Source organism: Reichenbachiella versicolor (assembly GCF_003171675.1).
GTDB lineage: Bacteria > Bacteroidota > Bacteroidia > Cytophagales > Cyclobacteriaceae > Reichenbachiella > Reichenbachiella versicolor.
This window is the reverse complement of the sequence record NZ_QFZQ01000006.1, coordinates 376,941-399,316: the sequence shown is the minus strand read 5'-3', so window position 1 is coordinate 399,316 and position 22,376 is coordinate 376,941. Positions and strand designations below refer to the sequence as shown.

General features: G+C 39.6%; 8 protein-coding genes. All 8 read left to right on the top strand.

Annotation, left to right across the window (positions count from 1 at the left end; translation table 11 throughout):
• The first annotated feature begins 48 nt into the window (after window positions 1-48).
• The 8 genes from DKG80_RS14290 to DKG80_RS14255 all read left to right on the top strand — a co-directional run bounded on the left by DKG80_RS14290 (window position 49) and on the right by DKG80_RS14255 (window position 22,362).
• On the top strand, window positions 49-4,128 hold the full coding sequence (locus DKG80_RS14290; protein WP_162555895.1) for a hybrid sensor histidine kinase/response regulator transcription factor: 4,080 nt from the start codon (window positions 49-51) through the stop codon (window positions 4,126-4,128).
• A gap of 229 nt (window positions 4,129-4,357) precedes the next feature.
• Window positions 4,358-7,453 (top strand): SusC/RagA family TonB-linked outer membrane protein, encoded by a 3,096-nt coding sequence (locus DKG80_RS14285; RefSeq protein WP_245907016.1) that lies wholly within the window; start codon window positions 4,358-4,360, stop codon window positions 7,451-7,453.
• A gap of 32 nt (window positions 7,454-7,485) precedes the next feature.
• Window positions 7,486-9,387, top strand: a complete 1,902-nt coding sequence (locus tag DKG80_RS14280) for a RagB/SusD family nutrient uptake outer membrane protein (RefSeq protein ID WP_162555894.1) — start codon at window positions 7,486-7,488, stop codon at window positions 9,385-9,387.
• A gap of 20 nt (window positions 9,388-9,407) precedes the next feature.
• Complete coding sequence (locus tag DKG80_RS14275; RefSeq protein WP_109832027.1) at window positions 9,408-11,066, top strand: hypothetical protein; 1,659 nt, start codon at window positions 9,408-9,410, stop codon at window positions 11,064-11,066.
• A gap of 676 nt (window positions 11,067-11,742) precedes the next feature.
• Entirely contained in the window at window positions 11,743-12,582 is an 840-nt protein-coding gene (locus DKG80_RS14270) for a hypothetical protein (protein WP_109832026.1), read from the top strand.
• 212 nt (window positions 12,583-12,794) lie between these two features.
• A complete protein-coding gene (locus DKG80_RS14265) occupies window positions 12,795-16,352 on the top strand; it encodes a T9SS type A sorting domain-containing protein (protein WP_109832025.1) in 3,558 nt (1,185 codons plus the stop codon).
• A gap of 89 nt (window positions 16,353-16,441) precedes the next feature.
• The gene (locus DKG80_RS14260) at window positions 16,442-19,627 is read left to right on the top strand and encodes an Ig-like domain-containing protein (protein ID WP_109832024.1); all 3,186 of its coding nucleotides are present in this window, start codon (window positions 16,442-16,444) and stop codon (window positions 19,625-19,627) included.
• A gap of 65 nt (window positions 19,628-19,692) precedes the next feature.
• Window positions 19,693-22,362, top strand: coding sequence for a WD40/YVTN/BNR-like repeat-containing protein (locus DKG80_RS14255; RefSeq protein WP_162555893.1), 2,670 nt, complete (start codon window positions 19,693-19,695; stop codon window positions 22,360-22,362).
• The last annotated feature ends 14 nt before the right edge of the window (window positions 22,363-22,376 follow it).

The following is a 22,376-nucleotide window of genomic DNA, read 5'->3' as shown; positions in this document are numbered from 1 at the left end:
CTGTTTAGCTTTCTTGAGAATGGTCGAAATAGAGTTTAAATAATGTATATGAAGATTTTTCTATCTATAGTCTTAATGCTATTGTGTTGGGTGAGAACAGCCCTATCCAGTGATGGATTTGAGAGAATCACTAGTGACGATGGCCTGAGTCAAAATGATGTACTGAGTATCATTCAAGATTCAAAAGGGTTCATTTGGCTAGGAACCAATGATGGATTGAATAGGTACGATGGATATAGATTTCAAAAATACAGCATTGGAGAAGAGAAAGGAATCAAACTCAGTAGCAACATCATCAATAGTATACGCGAGGATCGACATGGCAATCTTTGGATAGGAACTACTGGTCAAGGGTTGAACTATTTTGATAGGCAGAAAAATAAAATCACCTACCTCAAGACTACTTCCAAAAACAGATACGGCAATATAAGTAATGATTACATTCAAGAGCTTTTGATTCAAGGAGATACCGTATGGGTGGGGTCCAAAGGAGGATTGGATATGCTTGTTTATGATAATAAAAAGGAAAAATATGCAATAGAGAATGTGATTAATAAACAGCAAGTAGGGAGAAAAGGAGTATTAGCCTTAGAAATTGACAATGTAGGTAGGATATACGCAGGGTGTATAAATGGAGTGCATGTTGTTGAATCTGGTACTAACGAAAAACTAAGGGCTTATAAGTTACTCGAATTGTTCAATGTCAATGATATCTTATTCAAAAATGGCGAACTACTATTTGCTAATACACAGGGAATACATGTAGGGAGTATTAATAAAGGATTTAAAAGACTGTACAAATACCCTATTACCAATTTGTGTGATTATCAAAATGATACTTTCTGGGGAGGCAATACTAGAGGACTTCATCTGTTTAAACACGTAGGCTCTAAAATTCAGTCAATTGAACATTTTAGTCATGAAAATGATAATTCGGCAAGTCTTAGCTCAAACAATATCAAAGAGTTGTTTATGGACTACACTGGATTGCTTTGGGTAGGCACGATAGGTGGAGGAGTAAGTAAATATGACGTTAAAGGGCAAAAATTCCAGTATTTCAAGAAAGGAAGTGAAGAAAACAGCATTTCACATAATAATATTCAGGGCTTTGCTAAAGATAGTGAAAATAACCTTTGGATTGCTACAAGAGGTGGAGGAGTTAATATTGTTAAAATCAATAATTTGGATAAAGGTATTGGAGACTTTCAACGACTTAAAATTACGGAATTTTCAGCTTGTGTAACTGAGGTCAATACCAAAAAAGGAAAGGCCATACTTGTAGGTACTTCAAATAATTATGGACCATATATTATTACTCATGATACTTCAGAAAAGTCAGGATATGCAATAGAGCAATTCAAGTACTTTGAAGGAGGAGCATTTACGATTATTCAAGATCAGGATAGCGTTATATGGTTTGGTACACACTATACTGGTTTAGTAAGATACGACCCCTTAAATGATGGAGTTACTCGTTTCACCATTGATAGTCATGGAATGCCATCTAACATAGTTCGTAGTCTGTTATTAGATAGTTATGGCAATTTATGGATTGGTACAGATATGGGACTAGTGATGATCTCTAGGTCTGATAAGTCTAGTGATAGACCAAAAATCAAGGTATACAGAAATGACCCTGAAGACCCATCTTCATTGAGTCATAGTTATGTCTTATCGTTGTTTGAGGATTCGAAAGGAAATATATGGGTAGGAACCTATGGCGGAGGGTTTGATCTAATCTTAGATACTAAGAGCAAGGGGAAGTTCAAAAACTATTCAACTAATGATGGTTTGTCTAACAATACTATCAAGGGTATACTCGAAGACGAACAGGGCAACCTATGGATATCAACCAATCTGGGAATATCTAAGTTTAGTCCTGAAACAGAGGTTTTTTCAAGTTATGATAAAACCAATGGCCTTCAGGGAAATGAATTTCAAGATGCAGCTTGTATCAAGTTGGATGATGGACAATTACTTTTTGGTGGTATCAATGGTTTCAATATGTTTCATCCTGAAGAGATTGTTGTAGATAATACCGCTCCCAAGGTTGCCATTACAGCTTTTAGCCTTTGGAATCAAGATGTTCAGGCAGGAGAGGAAATTGGAGGAAGAAAGTTACTGGACAACGATGTCAACCATGTAGATGAAATCAAGCTCCGATACAATGAAAATAGTGTTTCATTTGAATTTGCAGCATTGCACTATTCTTCACCATTGAATAATAAATACCAATATAGGCTCAAAGGACTGGAGGAGGAGTGGATAAGTGAATCTGCTGATCGTCGATTCGTGAATTATACTAATCTTCCTTCGGGTAGATATGTCTTTCAAGTCAAAGGATCCAATAATGATGGTGTTTGGAGTGAAGAGATCGCTGAGGTTAAATTTGAAATAGCTCCTATATTCTGGAAGACTATTCGGGCATTTCTGTTGTACGTTGTGATACTACTATTGATTGCAGTAGTGATAGCTAAAGTAGTGATGAGTAGGCGGACACTCAAAAAACGGGAGTTGATGTCTGCTATTGAGCGTGATAAGGAAGACGCTATACACAACATGAAAATCCAGTTTTTTACTAATATTTCGCATGAATTCAGAACTCCATTGACTTTGATCAATGGACCACTAGAGTATCTATATCAAAATGATGATAGACTCACTAAGGAACAGCGTCATAGTCAGTATGCTCTTATGAAGAAGAATAGTTCTGTACTCATGAAGCTGGTCAATCAAGTACTGGACTTTCGAAAAGTAGAAAGTGGAAACTACGAACTGGAATATGAAAAGAGGGATATCGTATCATTTATAGATGATATCGCAAAGACTTTCTTCTCGCTTGCAAGAAACAAGGGAGTCGATTTTAAAGTTAATCTACCTCAATATTCGGTCAACTTCTATTTCTCGGCAGATGCCATTGAGAAGATCGTATATAACCTTCTCTCCAATGCGTTCAAGTTCAATAAAGAAGGAGGCGTAGTAGAATTGTCAATCAAGATTTCAGATGATTTGTTCGCTATTCTGATTCGAGATACTGGTGATGGTATCCCTACTGAAAGTCGAAGTAAACTGTTTGATAGATTCTTCCACACCAAGAATAAAGTGTCAGAAAGTGATCACAGCTCGGGTATAGGTTTATCTCTTACAAAGCATCTTGTAGAACTTCACCACGGGACGATAGAGTTAGATGAAGCTTACAAACAAGGGGCAAGGTTTATTGTCAAGATACCTATGAATCAGGATAACTATCAGCATGATATCATTGTTGAAAAGGATTTGGTAATAGAGACAGTCGAGGCCATTGAAAATGGAATGTCGGAATACGAAGAAGAGTTAAAGCCAATTCCAGCTATCAAAAAATCTTTAGCACAAGGTAGCTTACCCACAGTGCTATTGGTAGAGGATAGTGAAGATATGCGATTGTTTATCAAGGAAGGACTAAGTAATCAGTTTGACATAGTAGAAGCCGCAAATGGGCATGAAGGTTTGGAAATTCTAGAACGACAGATGCCGACTCTTATCATAAGTGACATAATGATGCCAATAATGGATGGTATTGAGTTTGCAGAAAAAGTCAAAGCATCAAAAGCCTACAACCATATTCCTTTCATATTTCTAACAGCTAAGACTTCTGACGAAAGTCAACTAGACGGTTTGCAGAGGGGGGTAGATGACTATATTACCAAGCCTTTTAACATGAATATTCTAATTCAAAAACTGAATAATATTCTTACCTATCGGTCTATGATAGTAGAGGAATTTAAAGCAGAGTCAGTTATTCAACCTAGTGAAATAGAGATGGTCTCTCCGGATAAAGACTTTTTGGACGATGTAATGTCCATCTTAGAAGACAACCTGATGGATTCTGAGTTTAATGTAGACGCATTGGTAGCGAGGATGGGTATGAGTCGTTCACATTTTTACCATAAGTTCAAAGACTTGACAGGTATGTCAGGTGTTGATTACATTCGAAGATTTCGATTAACAAGAGCCAAACAATATCTTGATAATACAGAATTAAATATCAAAGAGGTTATGTTCAAATCTGGATTTTCCTCGACCTCCTATTTTGCAAAGTGTTTCAAGAAGCAATTTGGTGTCTCGCCCAGTGAGTACAAAAAGAGATGAAATTTCGGAAAGAGTATTAATGATGCCTTATTAAATCAAGATATAAATGTGCTTTTTGGTCTTGAAATACCAAGCACAAATGTTGCCTTTACCCGAAGATTAATGCCTTCTATTTGCTCAAAGAGCATGTTTTGCAAATGTGTTCGTAATGAAATAGAATGAGTCTTAAGTAGGTAAATAGATGCTGTTCATTTGAATTCAATAAACTATTGAATGTAAAGACAGTATTATGATAAGACAAAAGCTAAGCAGGCGGTTAGTGCTGCTGATTCCGTGCGTCATGCTGTTTGCGATGGAGCTGAGCGCTCAGTCACACACAGTAAGCGGTACAGTAGTCGCTGAAGGAGAGCCTCTACCTGGGGCTACGATTTTAGAGCAGGGAACTACCAACGGGACGATAACTAATATCGACGGTAAGTTCAATCTAAAAACATCCTCTCCTAATAGTCAATTAAAAATCAGTTTCATTGGCTATAAAGAACAAACAATCACGTTAAATGGGCGAACATCTATAGATGTTAAAATGGAGTTAGACGCCAAAGCCCTTGAAGAAGTAGTGGTGATCGGTTACGGTACTCAAAAGAAGAAGGAGGTAACAGGCGCTGTAGCCACAGTTAAATCAGAAGAGTTGAATAAGATTGCAACTCCCGATTTAGGAGCTGCCCTCCAAGGTCAGATTGCTGGGGTAAACGTTCAGATGAGTTCTGGAGAGCCAGGAGCAGCATCGAACATCCAAATTAGAGGTGTGACTTCCGTATTCGGTTCCAATGAGCCTCTATATGTAGTAGATGGTATCCCTCAAGAATCCAATCCCAATCTGAGTAATAATGAGATCGAATCGATTTCAGTTATGAAAGATGCAGGAGCAGCTAGTATTTATGGTACAAGAGCAGCAGGAGGAGTCATCTTGATAACAACCAAGCAAGCTAAGGAAGGTGAGATGAAAGTCACAGCTGATGGGTATTACGGTATTCAGAGCATTACTTCAGGAATGGAATTAGTGAATACCGAGGAATGGACTTATTCTTATTTCAAAAGAGCCCAGCATTTTGATGGTGTCGAAGGAACTCAAGGATATACACCTCTGCAAGAGAATCAACGAAATGTAACAAACAGTACCAATGTATTGGATCAAATACAGGTAGATAATGCAGTGATTCAAAACTATAGTGTGAGAATGTCTGGTGGTAAAAGTAATCTGACACACAGTATGGTTCTGAATTATTTTAATCAGGAAGGGGTGATCATCAATTCTGGATATGAACGATTCAACGTTAGATCTAATTCTAGATTCAAAAAGGGTAAATTGACGGTTACTTCCGGTATCGGGTTGACTTTAGATGAAAGAGATAGAAATACATCTCTCTATGTGGGATATAGATACAACCCATATCAATCACCTTTCGATCCAAATGCGAGTGAGATCACTGTACCTGGAGGAGGAGGAGATCTGAATAACTCCAGACAGCTTATCCAACAGACTCAAACCATTAATAATCGAAAAAGTGGAGCCTTATCAGGTAACATCAAAGTTGATTATAAGATTACAAAAGACTTGAGCGTGTTTGTACGAGGTGGAGGTAAACTCACTAATGGGCTGTCCAAGTTTTTGAAGCCTAACTTGTTCATTTATGACGAAGATGGAGAATTAGTACCTCCTAGTCCTTTTCAAAGATCAGAAGTTAGATATACAGATGATGTGCGAACAAGTTGGGTAGGCGAATCAGTATTGAATTACAGAAAGAAAATTGGTCAGCATAAATTGAATTTCTTAATAGGTACAACTGCTGAAAAATACTCTTTTGCTACTTTCTATGGAGAGCGTCTTGATATAGCGGACAATTCTATTCAAGTTTTGAATGGAGGATCTGCTGAGTTTATGGGATCTGGTTCTGGAGGAAACAACTGGAGAAACAGAGACTATGCTTATACCTTGATAGGAACACTTGCTAGAGCACAATATGATTACAAGTCTAAATATTTGTTTAGTGCTAGTGTAAGACGTGATGGTTCTTCACAGTTTTCTTCCGCTAATAAGTGGGGTATTTTCCCATCGTTTTCGGCAGGATGGAATGTTTCAAGTGAAAGCTTTTGGGATCCGATAGCTGATGTTGTTAGTAATTTCAAACTAAGAGGTAGTTATGGTACGACAGGTAATCAATCCATACCATACTATAGTAATACAGCTTCTATTACTCCAGCTATAGATTATCCGTTTGGGAGAGAAGAAGATTCTAGACTTGGGGCAGGAGGCATCCAGACAGAGTTTGCTAACCCAGATGTAAAATGGGAGACTTCAAAACAAACTAATTTAGGTCTAGACATGGCAATGTTTGCTAATAAGGTAACGTTTACAGCAGACTTCTACCATACTTCTAAAACTGATATGCTTTTCCCATTGCTACTTCCAGCATCCACCGGTGCTGTAGATGGAGGTAGTGTAGCCTTGAATATAGGTGATATGGTCAATCGTGGTATGGAGTACGCTTTAGGGTATCGTCACAAGGGTGATTTTACTTGGAGTGTAAACTACACCTTCACGATGAACCGAAACGAAGTGACCAGAACGGTAGGTCCAGATAGAATACCACTTTCTGATTCACAAGGGATACTTCAAGTGCAAGGCAACGAGGATAGGGTAACCTATGTGGCAAGAGGATATGAAGCAGGAGCGTTCTTCTTGATGGAGACCAGAGGAGTAATTAAGACTGATGAAGATCTAGAAATAGCTCAAGCTTACTTGCCAGAAGCGCAAAAAGGAGATCTTTTCTATGTTGATCAAAATGGAGATGGTAAGCTTGATGAGGCTGACAGGGTCTATAAGGGAAGTGGTATGCCAGACTTTGAAATGGGATTCAATGTGAACTGTAATTATAAAGGGTTTGACTTGGCAATGCAGTGGTACGGTTCTTTTGGTAATGAAGTGTACAATGGATCTAAAGCATTCGCATATACGACAGGAAACCACAAGGATCTTTTGTACTCATGGTCAGAAGCAAATCCAGATTCAGATATTCCAGTAGTTAAAACAGGTAATACAGGTCAGTTAAATGCAAGAGCTTGGGCTGACGTATGGTTAGAAGATGGGTCATTTGTTCGACTTCGAAACATCACCTTCGGATATTCATTACCAAGTAGGTTAGTCAAAAGAACCGGATTAACAAAGACTAGATTTTATCTAGCAGCAGACAATCCAATTACGATTACAAAGTATTCTGGATTTGACCCAGAAGTAGGTAGCAACGGCCTTTCAAGAAGAGGTTTGGATCAGGGTAGATACCCTATAGCAGCACAATATAGAGCAGGTGTGCAAATAGGATTTTAATCAATCCAGTGAATCAATTAAGATATAAGATGATGAAGAAAATATTAATAATACCATTGATCACTATGGGCTTCTTATTGACGCTTGGTGGTTGTGAGGAGTTTTTGACAGAAACGAATCCCAATGAAATTACAGCGGATTTGTTCTGGAGAGATTTGAATGATGCTGAGACAGGTATCATAGCAGTATACAACAGTTTGAGAAATCCAGATTTGGTCAATCTACGAATTGACCCATGTAGAGCAGATATTGGTGTACCTGTAGAGCGTAAGCAAAACGCGGCTCCAACTGGCATTTACTATCAAAGAACATACAACTCAAGTGATGGGGATGTTTTGGACAAGTGGAGAGTACTTTATACAGGTATATTCAGAGCTAATCAAGTCATAGAAGGACTTGAGGGAGTCGTAGCAGATACTGTTGATAACGTTGAAAACCTTGAGCGTTGGAATGGACTGATGGGGCAAGCTAGATTCTTTAGAGGGCTGTTTCATTACTGGGCTTACCTTACTTATAATGAGGGAAGTGTGATTATAGTAGATAAAACTCCTGAAGGAGAAATCGATGAGTACTATAGGGCATTAAGTTCTCCAGATTCAGTAAGAGCCTTCTTTAGAGAGGATTTACGTGCGGCGCTGTCTCTGTTACCTCAAACTTGGATAGGTGATGATGGTTCTGAGTTTGATCTAGGAAAAGTAACAAGAGGTGCAGCTGCAGCTTATTTAGGACAAAGCTTCTTATATGAAGCCAGTTATTCCAATGGAGTAGGTCAAGCGGGTGATATCAACTATGATTCAGCAATGCATTATTTTGATATAGTGATGAATTCGGGTTATTCTCTTGTAGAATATCAGCCAGATGAAAACCTTCCAAATGGCACATTATGTACTACTCAAGATGAATTGAATGAAGAATCGATATTCGAAATAGTCTATGACAATAGCTATAAAGAAGCAGAAGGATCAGTTTACCTAAATGGAGCTACATGGGCTGGTTATTTTTCAGTTGGAGCTCAAGGAGCATTTACGACAATAGTTCCAAGCTATTGGACCATCATGGCTTATAAAGAGGATCCTATGGATCTAACTGACGAGAGAAACCAGATACTCGATGATGCAGGAAGTTTTGTGAGATACAGAGGGAATGAAGGTCTATCAGCATCACATATCAATCGAGTGAATCTGAGACTTTCAATGTCTGTTGCAATTACCGAAGACGAAGACAAACTATTTTATGGAAGTAAACTAGCAGAAAGAAGATCTGCTCAAGCGCCATATGGTGCCTTTAGAAAGTTTGCAAACTGGGATATTACAACAGATGAGAAAGAGTTGAATGGAGGTAGGTCAGGTATCAATCATAGATTAATGAGACTATCGGACGTTTACTTGATGTATGCAGAGTGTTTGATCAATGGTGGATCTAATGATGGTGGAGTAGACGAAGCCCTTGTATTTATCAATAGAGTAAGAAGGAGAGCAGCCCTTGAGTTGCTAGGAGAATCTACAAATCCATTGGCTGAATTTCCAACAGCTCAGCACAACGAGACTACCTACACAGCACTTCAGTTGATGGAGCATATACAGTTTGTAGAGCGTCCGCTAGAGTTATGTTTAGAAGGTTATAATTCAAGACAAATAGATCTAAGAAGATGGGGTATCCTAAAGAGTCGTCTTGAAGATCTAGCACAAAGACCATACTATGTCAATAGTCCATCTTACACCTACAGAAAATCAGACGGTACTACGGGTACTTCAGGTTCATGGGTAGTTAATACAGGAGAGCATCCAACAAATCCAAATTCTACTAGAAATGAATGGGTAGTTGCTGCGAATAATCACAACGAAGCGATTCATAATTATTATCCTATTCCTACGAATGAATCTGGTGTGAATCCAAATGTTCAGACGGATGAAGAAGAAAGTGAAGAACAATAGGGAACTAAAAAATTAAAGAGATGAAAAAAATAAAATACATATTCTTGATGATAGCCTCCCTGGCGATCCTATTCGCATGTGAAGACGAGTATGAAGCTCCATCGGAGTTTAGCGATATTGAGGTGTATGTCCCACAGTGGCATAGAGATGAGCTGGTCAATGCCAAGATTAACGTAGGAGGGTATTTTGCATTTATGGACCTATCCCAAGGTGAAGTGTCTCATGAATGGAGTTTTGCAGATACGAGTGGATGTTTCTTTTTGAAGTCAAATCTACCTCCAGATAGTGAAGTAGATAACTACTACGGCTTTATAGACGAAGCTATGGGGAATTCGACGGAAGAAGCTCGAGTTGCAGTTCTCTACACAAAAGGAGGAATGCAAGGATTGAGACTTTACAATACATATGAAGATTCAGTTGGTTTTACTATGTTTTCAGGAGGAACTAAGACATCGGTATTTGATTCAGCTCTCCAGCTTTGGGTGATAGATACTACGTTTTATGTAGATGTATATGACTCGATTGTTGCTGATTATGCCGTGAAAGATCATGACGGAAATGAGATTGAATTGGTTAAGACTGATAGTACTGACAAGTGGGTAACCACTACTGTAGAAGTAGGTCAGAGTTTGACCTTTATTGACAAGACTACTATAGGAAGACCAAATGGTCGTACGTGGAGTTTAAGTGGAGGTACTCCTGCATCTAACACACAAGAAGAAGTCAAAACAGTTTATACCAATGTGACAAATGGTGATAGCTATTTGACCACACGACTTACTAGTAGAAGAAGCGGAGATGATTTGCCAGGAGCATCTGATTCGGAAACTGTTCCTTTGAAAATAAAGGTAATACCACCAAGTGCTAACGTAGAGTTTTTAAGAAGTTCGGTGAATGGTGATGGTCAGTTAGTACTATCTTTTAATCAAGGAGTATTGATTCCTGACAATTCAGATATTAATATCAAAGTAGATGCAGTAGATAACCCTATTACCAAGATCAGTTACCCTGATGAGGATAGCAAGTCAACACTCATCTTGACACTTACCAGTATTCCATTATATGGGGCAGTTGTAGATATAACCATTCAACAGAATACTCTGAAGTCAGTATATGAAACTGAAGACGCCGAGAAGAGAAATGACAATCTAATCTCAGTGTCTACTACAAGTAAGTTCGGAGTAGCATTTGAGTGGGATTTTGAAACTGGCACTTTCCCATCAAGTGGCACTGCCGCAGACTTTGATCAATGGGGATTTTTGAGCGGTGTTACCATGACCGCAGACGCTGATGCGAATACAGGCTCGTTAAGTGGAATCTTTGCTGAGAGTGATGATTCTGGAAATGCTAAGTATGCTTTCAGTCCATTCTTTACTTTAGAGAAGGATAAAAAATACAAGTTTGAAGCGTACATAAAAGCAGCAGATGGTATTGCTCCTAATGCTCAGTTACAAGTCTTCATGTTTAAGGGGGGTGCTGCCCAAAAGTCTCCAGTGTTGATTAGTATGAAAGTTACACCTGGCGCTAATTATGCTCTCATTTCAGCAGAGTTTACACCAGTTGAAACAGCCAATAATTATAATCTGAGGTTTGGAAATGGAGATTTTAGACTTGCTGGAGCAAATGTTTTCCCTCTTATATGCAAAATTGATGATATCATCATTTTTGAAGCAGACTAGAAATTATAGTTCATCATTATAGAGATGAGGGAGTCATTGTGGCTCCCTCTACAACAGTTGAAGCTTTAATAATTAATTAAAATGAACTATAAGAATTAAAAAGAATAACGAACAGAGTAATATTTCTCTGTTCAAAGAAACTACTTGTAATAGCGCAATTAGTCTTATTATCACACAATTGTATAAACTACCGTCAATCATTCTTTCGAGAATAGTTGCGGTAGTTTTTGTATTTAAGAGTGGATGAACAGCCTTTCAAACATTAAGCGAGTTGTTCTTTAAGAACTAGAGTAGCTGTAGGAGGGTTCTTTACGCTCACATTGTGTTTAGTAAGGACAAAGTTGTTTGATGAATATGAAAGGTCTAATTTTTAGATGTTTTAGCCTTTACTGACTTATATAATTTCTCAACATATACTAGAGTTTTCCTAGACAGATACCTCGTTTCCAGTCAATAGAGGTGGAAAATACAAATGAGTCCTATTCGGAATAGAATATGTCCTAGTCCTCAAAGTAGCTATTGTTTCTTTGCTTTAGTAGTTAACAGATCATCATTATAAGAGGGTCTAATTATGGACTCTCTTATATGTGTCTTTTAGCCTTATGCCTGTTTTTCATACGTATTCCCGAAGAATTAAGAGTTCGCTCTTTTACTATGTGAATTAAAATGAGTGATTATGACTAAGCTGAAAATGTGTTTCATCGCGTGGATAATGTCGATGATATTCTCACCAACCTCCAATGCACAAGACGATACTACTAATAAAGAATTGACAGCCAATGTAGTGTCTCGCTATCCAGATGCTCAAGTAAAACAAGTAACTAAGAGATACGGAACTACCTATGATGTTAAGTTCATGGCAAAACTACCATCCGATCCAAGTCGAACAGTAAAAGCCAGTGCTCTTTACAGTCTTAAGAAAGCTTGGATGAGAGACGAGTTTCATCTAGGCAAGAAGCTACCAGAAAAAATCCAAAAACAAATGCACAAGCTGAATAAGAGCTATAAGCATTCAATCTATACAGTTAGCAAAAATTTAGACCCTTACTATACAATTAGCCTTAACAATAATCGATTCGAATATTTTGATGCCAATCAAAAGCACTTGAAGATAATACCATTGAAAGAAGGATTAGCTCCTTCATCCGCTATACTGAAAGATATGGCTAGTCGATTTGAAAATCCTGAAATCAAAGGTGGTTGGGTGAAGAGTGCGGGAGTCAATATGTACATAGTGGTGTTCGATACTGAAGAACAAGAAGGCCGCATAGCCAATGTCAAATACAAAAACGGGCAGTGGGTCAATTCGGTAGTTAATATGTTGAACTATGACAAGCTTCCCTTTGAGATGATGATGTATGTAAGTGATAATGGAGGCATTGAAAAATTTAAGGCGATTAGCAAGACCCTAGACCAATCTGGAGTGTTCTACAAAATCAAGTATAAAAACGGAAAAGTTATTAAGCTAGATGAAAATCTAGAAGAACTTAAGAACGGTTCAGTGTCTCAAAACTGATTTTTTATGAGCGAAAACTAAAATCTTATTTACCAAAAGAAACTGTGAATCGCCTATCGTGCAGGAGTGGTTGAAGCAGTTTTATTATTTCCCATAATGAACCGAAATCGGTAGTGTAGCACCGATTCATTGTGGAAGTGAAGTCTCTAAGTGCAGAAAGGAGACCGAACCAATGAGAAAAACCTCTTAACTAAATCAAACATTATTTTATTATGAATAGACTATACAGATTATTTATCGGATTCTTATCCGCTATGATTTTTATGCAAATAAGCCTAGAAGTCACAGGGCAAACAGAAGGAGTCTGGAGACAAGTAGCACCTGGTATGGCTGGGAGCAATAGAGCAATTTATGCAGACAAAGTGAATGCTAAGAAATTATGGATTGCCGCTGATATGGGCAATGACTATTTATCGACGAATGGAGGTAAACACTGGGAGACCATTATTCCAAATGACGGAGTGTGGACGCAGCGAAATACCCTAAGCGACGAATGCGTAATTAGTGATCACAAAAACAATAAAATAGTACTTAGTCTGAACAAGAAAGACATTTACCTGAGTAAAGATGGAGGGAAAAACTTCAGCAAGATCACATCTTATGCATCAGGCTCAGAGCCCAATTCTGTATGGTACACTGCTGCTGCTCATCCAGTAGCAAAGGATACTTGGTATTTAGCCAATGGACTTGATAATAAATACCTAAGAACCGCAGTCAATCCCAATCCTCTAAAAGATATAGACACTAATAGGCCAAAAATCTGGAAAATCACAGGTATCAGTTCTGGGTCGAGAACCATTTCCGCTGTGTCAGGTGTAGGTATGGATAAAAACACAGCAGTATTTGATTTGATCTGTCACCCCAATGCTACCAAATATCCGGGGATGCTTTTTGCAGCCACCTCTACGGGACTATATAGAAAGACTGGAGGAAAAAACTGGGTCAAAATAATGAATGGGTCTGTGAAGGCAGACTATCATTGGAATGGAAGTAAGTTGACTTTATATGCACTGAAGCAAGTAACCTACAGCGTAAACGGTAACAAATTAGTATCGTCAGGAGGAGTCTATAAAACCACCGTACCTGAGACAATGACTTCAGGGTGGACAAATATCACAAACGGTCTTCATATAAATATGACTAAGGTAGAAGTGAACAACAATCACTTCAAATCCATGCTTAAAGCTTGGTTTGGTTATAAAAACGGTCAAGAGAGCTCTATTGCAAAACCAACATCTTTTTTACAAGATTACTCAGATATACTATGTGACCCTACTAATGCGAATAAAGCATACCTATCAGTTTACGGAGGGTCAGTAGTCAAACCAGTATATGGAGGTATATGGGCTACGACTAATGGAGGTAGTAGTTGGTATGCTGCCTCAAGAATGGGAAATGGATATTCTAAAGAGACCTATTGGTCTTCTAAGCAGGCTGGTAAGACGAATAGTAACGTACCTCTTGGAGTGCATGATCATAAGTTTCCAGACTTTGTCAAATATGACCGAACAGGTGCGCGTGCTATGGCAGTGGCTGCTGATGGTACTTTGTACGTAGGAATTAATAAAGGATATTACACAGGAAAGTATAATTCATCCACGGATAAGTGGGTCAGTGTTGATAATACTCAAGTAGGAGACAGTTTTTACGGTCATGGAAATGCCAACACAGGGGCATATGCTGTGATACCGGATAAACACAAAAAAGACGAAATGTTTATCCTACAGTATGAAGCCTCAGCCTATAAGTCTACAACAAAAACTAGATCAGATTTTCCCGGTATTGTTGGGGTAGATAGAATACCTGCCTTGATCGATATTGGAGAAACTTGGGCACCAGGTCAACCAATGCTGACACCAATGACCATAGCCAACCACCCAACTAATTCATCTGTATTCTATACAATATCGCAGCGTACAGGAGACCTGATGAAAGTCACAGGCAATGGAAAGTCCTTCACCATTCTGGGAGAGATAATTCCTGTACCAAATACGACAATAGTCAGCAACATGAAATGCATCTATTGGAGTGATCTTCGGATAGCTTCCAATGGCAAGACTATGTACACTATTGCTGAGATTATAGATACAGACAATAGGCCGATGGGGCAAACCAGAATCTATAATCCAGTACCTCAAAAAGGAATATACAAGTCCACCGATGAAGGTAAGACTTGGATCAACAAAAACACTGGCTTACCCAAAACCGCAAACGGTAGAAATTCCTCAAACCAAACAGTAGGAACTAATGGAGCTTGTGTAAAAGCCTTGGTGATGGCTCCTGAAAACGATAATGTTTTATACACCGCTATAAAAAGGTACAGAGCACCCAAAGGAACCTCAGGATGGGTCAATGGTGGACTATATCGCTCTGCAAACGGAAGTAACTCCTGGTCAAAGATGACGATACCTAGTGGAATCAAGTCTGTATGGGATGTATGGCTACATGAGTCAAATGGCAAAGCCACAAAAATCTATATCGCCGCAGGTGGTGAAGGAACCAAAGCTGAATGGGGAGAAGGTGGAGTATGGGTAGCCAATTATCGATCAGGAGGAGGTTACAAAGCGTCCGATTGGAAGAAGGTATTTAATCACCCATTCGCATCACTCATTCGTACCAGCTACTTTAATGGAAACCACTTATTAGTAGCTACAAGGGAATCAACTAGCAATGGCCGAAAGGACGCAGGAACATTCTATTCGATTACTGGTGGAGGTAATAACAGCCAATGGACTAAGCTGAATACTGGTAGAGGAGGAATGATGATTGGTGATATATCTTTCGATGGAGGTACTCCAAATAGAGTCTGGAGTGCTTGCGAATCCTCAGGTACCTATACCGCACTGCTACCAATAGGTAATAACAATGAAGACAAGTTGACCTCAGTAGGTAGTTCGACTACAGTTTATAGCAATGATGACTTTTACGTAGCTGTAGACTATTCTACGAAGGTTACCAGAGATATTCGCGTGAACTTCAAAAGCTCAGATGGAACAGTATTTGGCAATCAAACCAAGTCAGTCAGCGGTGAGGGGACAGCATATTTTGCAATAAAAGTCAATAATGCTCCTTTGGGATCAGGGTACTACTTGCAAGGCTATATGACTACTGTAAATGGTAGCTGGGCAAATAAAATCGGAGAGGTTGTGGAGCAGAGAAATATGACTGTCATAGCCCCTTCTGATGAACTCATCAATATTAGTAGTCCTAATACTGTTCAAAGCGGGACAGTATTTACCGCTAAAGTCAAATATTCAACCACTACTGATAGAGACATTCGAGTCAATTTCAAAAGAAGTAATGGAACGCTTTATAGCTATCAGATTAAAACTGTCAGTGGATCAGGAACTGCCAACTTTAACATAACTCCTAACAACGCTCCTAGCGAAAGTGGCTATTACCTAGAGTCCTATATGACTCCAAAAGGAGGGAACTGGAGCAGTAGAATAGGAGGAATAGTGCGAAAAGAAAATGTGACAGTATCAGGTAATGGAGCAAGAACTCTCTCTGATGAACTGAGAGCAGAGAGCAATGAAGACGATGTTCTTCTGTACCCAAACCCAGTGACGAATGGATTTTTGAATATCAAATTTCCAAGTGCTGAGAAGAACCATTTAACCATAACAGACCTGTCTGGCCAAGTTGTGTATCAAGAAACGATAGATGCAGAAACAGTAAATCTAAGCGTCAAAGATTACACCAAAGGAATGTACATGATACGAGTAGAGAATGAAAGAGAGATATGGTTAGAAAGATTAGCGATTAGATAAACAGATTAAATCAATAGAAAGGAGTGTAGAGTTGGTCTACACTCCTTTCTTCAGATATAAAAATACCCAATCAAAAAAGCGACAGAACAATGAATAGTAGAAGTGGATTAGTCAAAATATTGCTAGGTATAATAATTGGATTCCATTCTTCAACAGGAATAAAAGCCCAACCCAAAAACAATGGAATGGATGTGTCCGGAAGATGGAGACAGGTCGCACCCGGAATGGCAGGGAGCAACAGAGGTATTTACGCCGATAAAGTTGACCCCAATAAGGTATGGGTGTCACCAGATATGGGAAATGATTACCTATCTACCGATGGTGGAAAACATTGGGAAAGTATAGTCCCATTTGATGGCGTATGGACTAGGAGAAAAGGATTAAGCGATGATTGTGTCGTTAGTGATGCTAAAGACAATAAAATTGTTCTGAGCTTAAGAGGAAAGGATATTGATATCAGTACCAATGGAGGAAATACATTTACACCCATCTCCTCCTATGCATCAGGTTCAGAACCAAACTCTGTTTGGTACGCAGCCACAGCGCATCCATCAGAAGCAGGTACATGGTATGTAGCCAATGGCCTAGAGAATCAGTATTTAAGAACTGGAGTAAATAAGAATCCCTTGAATAGCATTGATACCAGCAAACCAAAAGTTTGGAAAATATCTGATATCACGAGTGGTGCTAGAACTATAGTAGCTATCCCCAACGACGGAATGGATAATCAAACCGCAGTATTTGATATCATCGCTCATCCAGATGCTACAAAGTATCCTGATATGCTTTTTGCTGCTACGTCAACAGGTCTGTACCGAAAAGAAAACGGGAAAGACTGGGTGCAAATACTAGACGGATGTACCAAGGCAGACTACAACTGGAATGGTACAACTTTGACCATTTACGCTTTGAAACAAATCGAGTATCGTGTAGAAGGGAAAGAAGTGATTTCCGAAGGAGGAGTATTTAAGACCACTACACCAGAGACCGCAAGTAAAGCATCGGGATGGAATGACGAAAGTGATGGTCTTTGGATGGATTTCACTAAAGTGACCATTAAAAAACACGGATTTAAAAACTGGGTCAAAATCTGGTTTGGCTACACCAAAGGCGAGGAAGAAGAACTAAACATACCCACAAGACACCTTCAAGAATATACCGATATCGTCTGTGACCCTACTGATGCAAACAAAGCATATCTGTCTATCTGGGGAGGCTCTATTTTCAGAGCGATGACAAGCCCTGTCTGGGCTACCAAAGACGGAGGTCAAACTTGGTTTGCAGCTATGAGAATGGGAAATGGATATGAAAAAGATGCCTATTGGGCTACCAAACAACCAGGGAAGAATAATCAAAACACAGAGCTAGGAGTAGCAGACAATAAATTCCCCGATTTCGTCATGTACGACGATAGAGGAGTTCGATCCATAGCAATAGGCGCAGATGGAGCGGTCTATGTAGCTGCTAAAAAAGGTTACTTGACGCTCAAGTACGACCCAAAGAAAGACTACTGGACAGATATTGATAATACCTACCATGAAGGGCTATTTTACGGACATGGTAATGCAGATACAGGAGCATTTGCAGTCATTCCCGACATCCATCACCCCAATGAAATGTTCCTACTTCAGTACGAAGCCTCATTGTATAAATCTACGCCACATGTTCACGAGGACTTTCCAGGCATCGTTGGGGCAAAAAGAGTTCCAGCATTGATTGATATTGGACAGACATGGGCACCGGGACAACCATTTTACTCTCCAGTTACCGCATCAAATCACCCTACAGACCCTGACATTTTCTATACAATGTCATCGCGTACAGGAGACATCATGAAAATCTTTGATAATGGTACTCAGATGGAAATACTCGGAGAACCTATCGAAGTACCCAATACCATCAATGTTCCCAATATGAAATGCATCTACTGGAGTGATCTCAGAGTAGTAGGCGATGGCTCAGTTATGTATGCCATAGCTGAAATAATAGATACAGACAATCGTCCAATGGGACAAGTCAGAATCTTTAACCCAGAGCCTCAAAAAGGCATATACAAGTCAACCAATGGGGGCAAGACATGGAAATGTCTCAATAGCGGCTTACCAAAAACAGCAGGAGGAAGAAACTCATCCAATCAGACAGTAGGAACAAATAGTGCCAGTGTCAAGACGCTGATAGTAGATCCATCAGATGACGATATCCTATACGCAGCAGTAAAGAGATACAGATCACCAGCAGGTACTTCAGGATGGGTAAATGGAGGTCTTTATTTCTCAACCAATGGTAGTGTAAGTTGGTCAAAAGCCACGATTCCTTCAGGTATTAAATCCCTTTGGGATGTGCAAATGCATGTAGTAGATGGTAAAGCCCAACAGATCTATATAGCAGGCGGTGGAGAAGGCTCTACGGCAGATTGGGGAGAAGGAGGAGTATGGGTAGCCGACTATAAAGCCAACGGCAGCTATACATCGACTGACTGGAAAAAAATCTTTCATCACCCATTCACCTCGCACATCAGAACATGTCCGACGGATAAAAACATGATGCTGGTCGTGACAAGAGAGACTTCAAGTAATGGAAGAAAGGACGCCGGTACATTCTATGCACTCAGTGGAGGCTCTACTAATGACAACAGCGGATGGGTAAAGTTCAATACAGGCAGAGGCAGCATGATGGTCGGTGATATATCATTCGATAGTGGTAACCCTAACAGAGTCTGGGCTGCATGTGAGTCGTCAGGTATCTATACCGCACTCATCAAGCCAACCAAAATAGGAGATATCGATAGGCTAGAAGTATCTCCTAAAACCCTTCAATTGGAAATCGGTGAAGAGAAGAAAGTAGAAGCATATGCTTATCCATTAGGGATTACTGCAATAGACGTAGAGTGGAAATCTTTAGATGAAAGCGCCGCTACCGTATCTGTAGATGGGGTAGTGACAAAACTTAAAGAACAAGAAGCTAAAGTGGTAGCAGTCTACAGTCAAGGAGGCAAGATCATGAGTGATACCTGTTTAGTTGCCTCGGACGTAGTCGAAGGAATAAAGGAAAATAGAGGTGCCAATATTCAACTACACCCTAATCCAATAGAAGAAGGAAAATTGTTTGTAACCAATATGCAACCAGGCGAACGATACGAAATTTATGATGTGCTAGGAAACTTGATCATGAAAGGAACTTTTGAGCAAGTAGGCATCGATGTAGATAGCTTACAAAAAGGAATGTACTATTTGCTCAATAGCCATAGACAATCTGCTAAATTTATTAAGAAGTAGATCCAAGCTTTAGTCAAGAGGCTGTAGCACAGCAGAAACGTGTAAAGTAGAAAGTAAAATAAGTAATGAAGAAACGAAGTAAGAGGTTGTTATTAGTACTGATAGTGATGGCTACCATGTTGTCAACTACAGGATCACATGCTCAAGGCGTATCAGGACGATGGAGACAAGTCGCACCAGGTATGGCAGGAAGTAATAGAGGGATCTATGCAGATAAAGTAGATCCTGATAAAGTCTGGGTAGCACCAGACATGGGTAATGATTACATGTCTACTGATGGGGGAAAACACTGGGAAGGAACTGTGCCATTTGACGGTGTATGGACTAAACGAAACGGATTAAGTGATGACTGCATAGTCAGTGATCCAAAGGACAACAATATTGTACTTAGTCTCAGAGGGAAGTTTATTGATCTCAGTACAGATGGAGGACGAACTTTTGCTCCCATTACTTCATATAGATCAGGCTCACAGCCAAAATCTACCTGGTATACAGCCGTAGCCCATCCATCAGAGTCAGGCACTTGGTATGTAGCCAATGGTCTAGAAAATCAATATCTCAGAACAGGGCAAAAGCCAAACCCTCTCAAAGGAATAGATGTCAACCAGCCGAAGGTTTGGAAAATCACCAATATTACCAACGGAGCACGTACCATAGAGGCTATAGATAATGGAGGAATGGAATCATCTACAGCTGTATTTGATATCATCGCGCATCCCGATGCTAAAAACTATCCTGATATGCTTTTCGCAGCTACTTCCACAGGAGTCTACAGAAAAACAAAGAAGAAAGGATGGAAGAGAATTCTAGATGGCTGCACTAAGGCAGATTACAACTGGGATGGTAAGACTTTGTCCATTTATGCATTGAAGCAAATCGACTATACCATCAAAGGTTCTGAATTAATCTCTGAAGGTGGAGTATTTAAAACAACTACTCCAGAGACTATCACTAAGTCCTCTCAATGGAGTAATGAAAGTGAAGGACTGAGAATCGATTACACGAAAGTGAGTATCAAAAAACATGCATTCCAAAGATGGCTGGAATCTTGGTTTGGGATTAAAAAAGAAGAAAGTAAAGGAATTAAAATACCTACAAATCATCTTCAGAACTACACGGAGATCGTATGTGATCCTACTGATCCTAATCGGGCATATTTAACGATTTGGGGAGGATCTATCTTCCAACCCATAGCAGGCTCTGTATGGTCTACCAAAGATGGAGGGAAGAGTTGGTTTGCCGCATTGAGATTAGGAAATGGATATGAGAAAGACACCTACTGGTCGTCCAAACAGCCTAATATGTTGAAGCGAAACTCAGACTTGGGAGTAGCAGAAAACAAGTTTCCGGATTTTGTGAAGTATGATGACAGAGGAGTTCGTTCCGTCTCTGTAGGAGCTGACGGTTCAGTATATGTCTCAGCCAAAAAAGGATATTTAACCCTTAAATACAATCCCAAGACGGACTATTGGACTGATATAGACAATACTAGAGTTGGGGATCTATTCTATGGTCATGGCAATGCTGATACAGGAGCTTTTGCGGTTATACCTGATAAACATCATCCAAATGAGATGTTTCTACTACAGTATGAAGCTTCGTTGTATAAGTCAACAGGGGAGACACATTCTGATTTTCCAGGTATCGTTGGAGTTAGAAGAATTCCTGCTCTAGTAGACATCGGAAAACCTTGGGCACCAGGTCAGCCATTTTACTCACCAGTGACTATCGCTAATCATCCAACTGACCCAGATGTGTATTACACTATGTCATCACGTTCGGGAGACTTGATGAAGGTATCAGAAAACGGAACGAAACTTGAAATTATTGGTGAACCAATCGAAGTTCCTAATACCATCAATGTACCAAAGATGAAGTGTATCTATTGGAGTGATCTACGAATCGTCGGAGATGGGTCTACTATGTATGCCGTTGCTGAAATCATTGATAATGATAACAGACCAATGGGACAAGTAAGAATATTCAACCCAGAGCCTGAAAAAGGAATATACAAATCAATAGATGCAGGTAAAACATGGAAGTGTCTCAACAAAGGGTTGCCAGAAACAGCAGGTGGCAGAAACTCCAAAGGTAAGCCAGTAGGACAGGTGAGCGCTAGTGTCAAGACACTAATAGTTGACCCTGCTGATGACGATATCCTATACGCGGCCATCAAGAGATACTATGCACCATCAGGTAAGTCGGGATGGGTAGATGGAGGTTTGTATTTTTCACTCGATGGTAGTGAAAACTGGAACCAAGCGGCTATTCCTTCCGGAATAAGATCACTTTGGGATGTTTGGTTACACGAAGTAGATGGTCAAGCCAAGAAAATATATATCGCTGGCGGAGACAATGGCTCAATAGATAAAGTAGGAGAAGGAGGAGTATGGGTAGCAGACTATCGAGATGATGGTCAATATCAAGTTTCTGATTGGAAGAAGATATTTCATCATCCATTTACTTCTCATGTACGAACTAGCCCTACAAACGACCAACACTTATTGGTAGTAACTAGGGAAACGTATAGCAATGGTAAAAAAGATGCTGGTACATTTTATACCTTGACAGGAGGATCTGAAAGAGATAACAGCGGCTGGAAGAAGTTCAACACCGGTCGAGGCAGTATGATGGTAGGAGACATTTCTTTTGATAGTGGAGACCCTAATAGAGTCTGGTCAGCATGCGAGTCTTCAGGTATATACACCGCATTGCTACAAGAACCAGTGGAATAAAGAATTTATTAAAA

Excerpts from the sequence above, each read along its gene's own strand:
- DKG80_RS14290 (WP_162555895.1), top strand. The coding sequence starts at position 49 with ATGAAGATTTTTCTATCTATAGTCTTAATGCTATTGTGTTGGGTGAGA.
- DKG80_RS14285 (WP_245907016.1), top strand. The coding sequence starts at position 4,358 with ATGATAAGACAAAAGCTAAGCAGGCGGTTAGTGCTGCTGATTCCGTGC.
- DKG80_RS14280 (WP_162555894.1), top strand. The coding sequence starts at position 7,486 with ATGAAGAAAATATTAATAATACCATTGATCACTATGGGCTTCTTATTG.
- DKG80_RS14275 (WP_109832027.1), top strand. The coding sequence starts at position 9,408 with ATGAAAAAAATAAAATACATATTCTTGATGATAGCCTCCCTGGCGATC.
- DKG80_RS14270 (WP_109832026.1), top strand. The coding sequence starts at position 11,743 with ATGACTAAGCTGAAAATGTGTTTCATCGCGTGGATAATGTCGATGATA.
- DKG80_RS14265 (WP_109832025.1), top strand. The coding sequence starts at position 12,795 with ATGAATAGACTATACAGATTATTTATCGGATTCTTATCCGCTATGATT.
- DKG80_RS14260 (WP_109832024.1), top strand. The coding sequence starts at position 16,442 with ATGAATAGTAGAAGTGGATTAGTCAAAATATTGCTAGGTATAATAATT.
- DKG80_RS14255 (WP_162555893.1), top strand. The coding sequence starts at position 19,693 with ATGAAGAAACGAAGTAAGAGGTTGTTATTAGTACTGATAGTGATGGCT.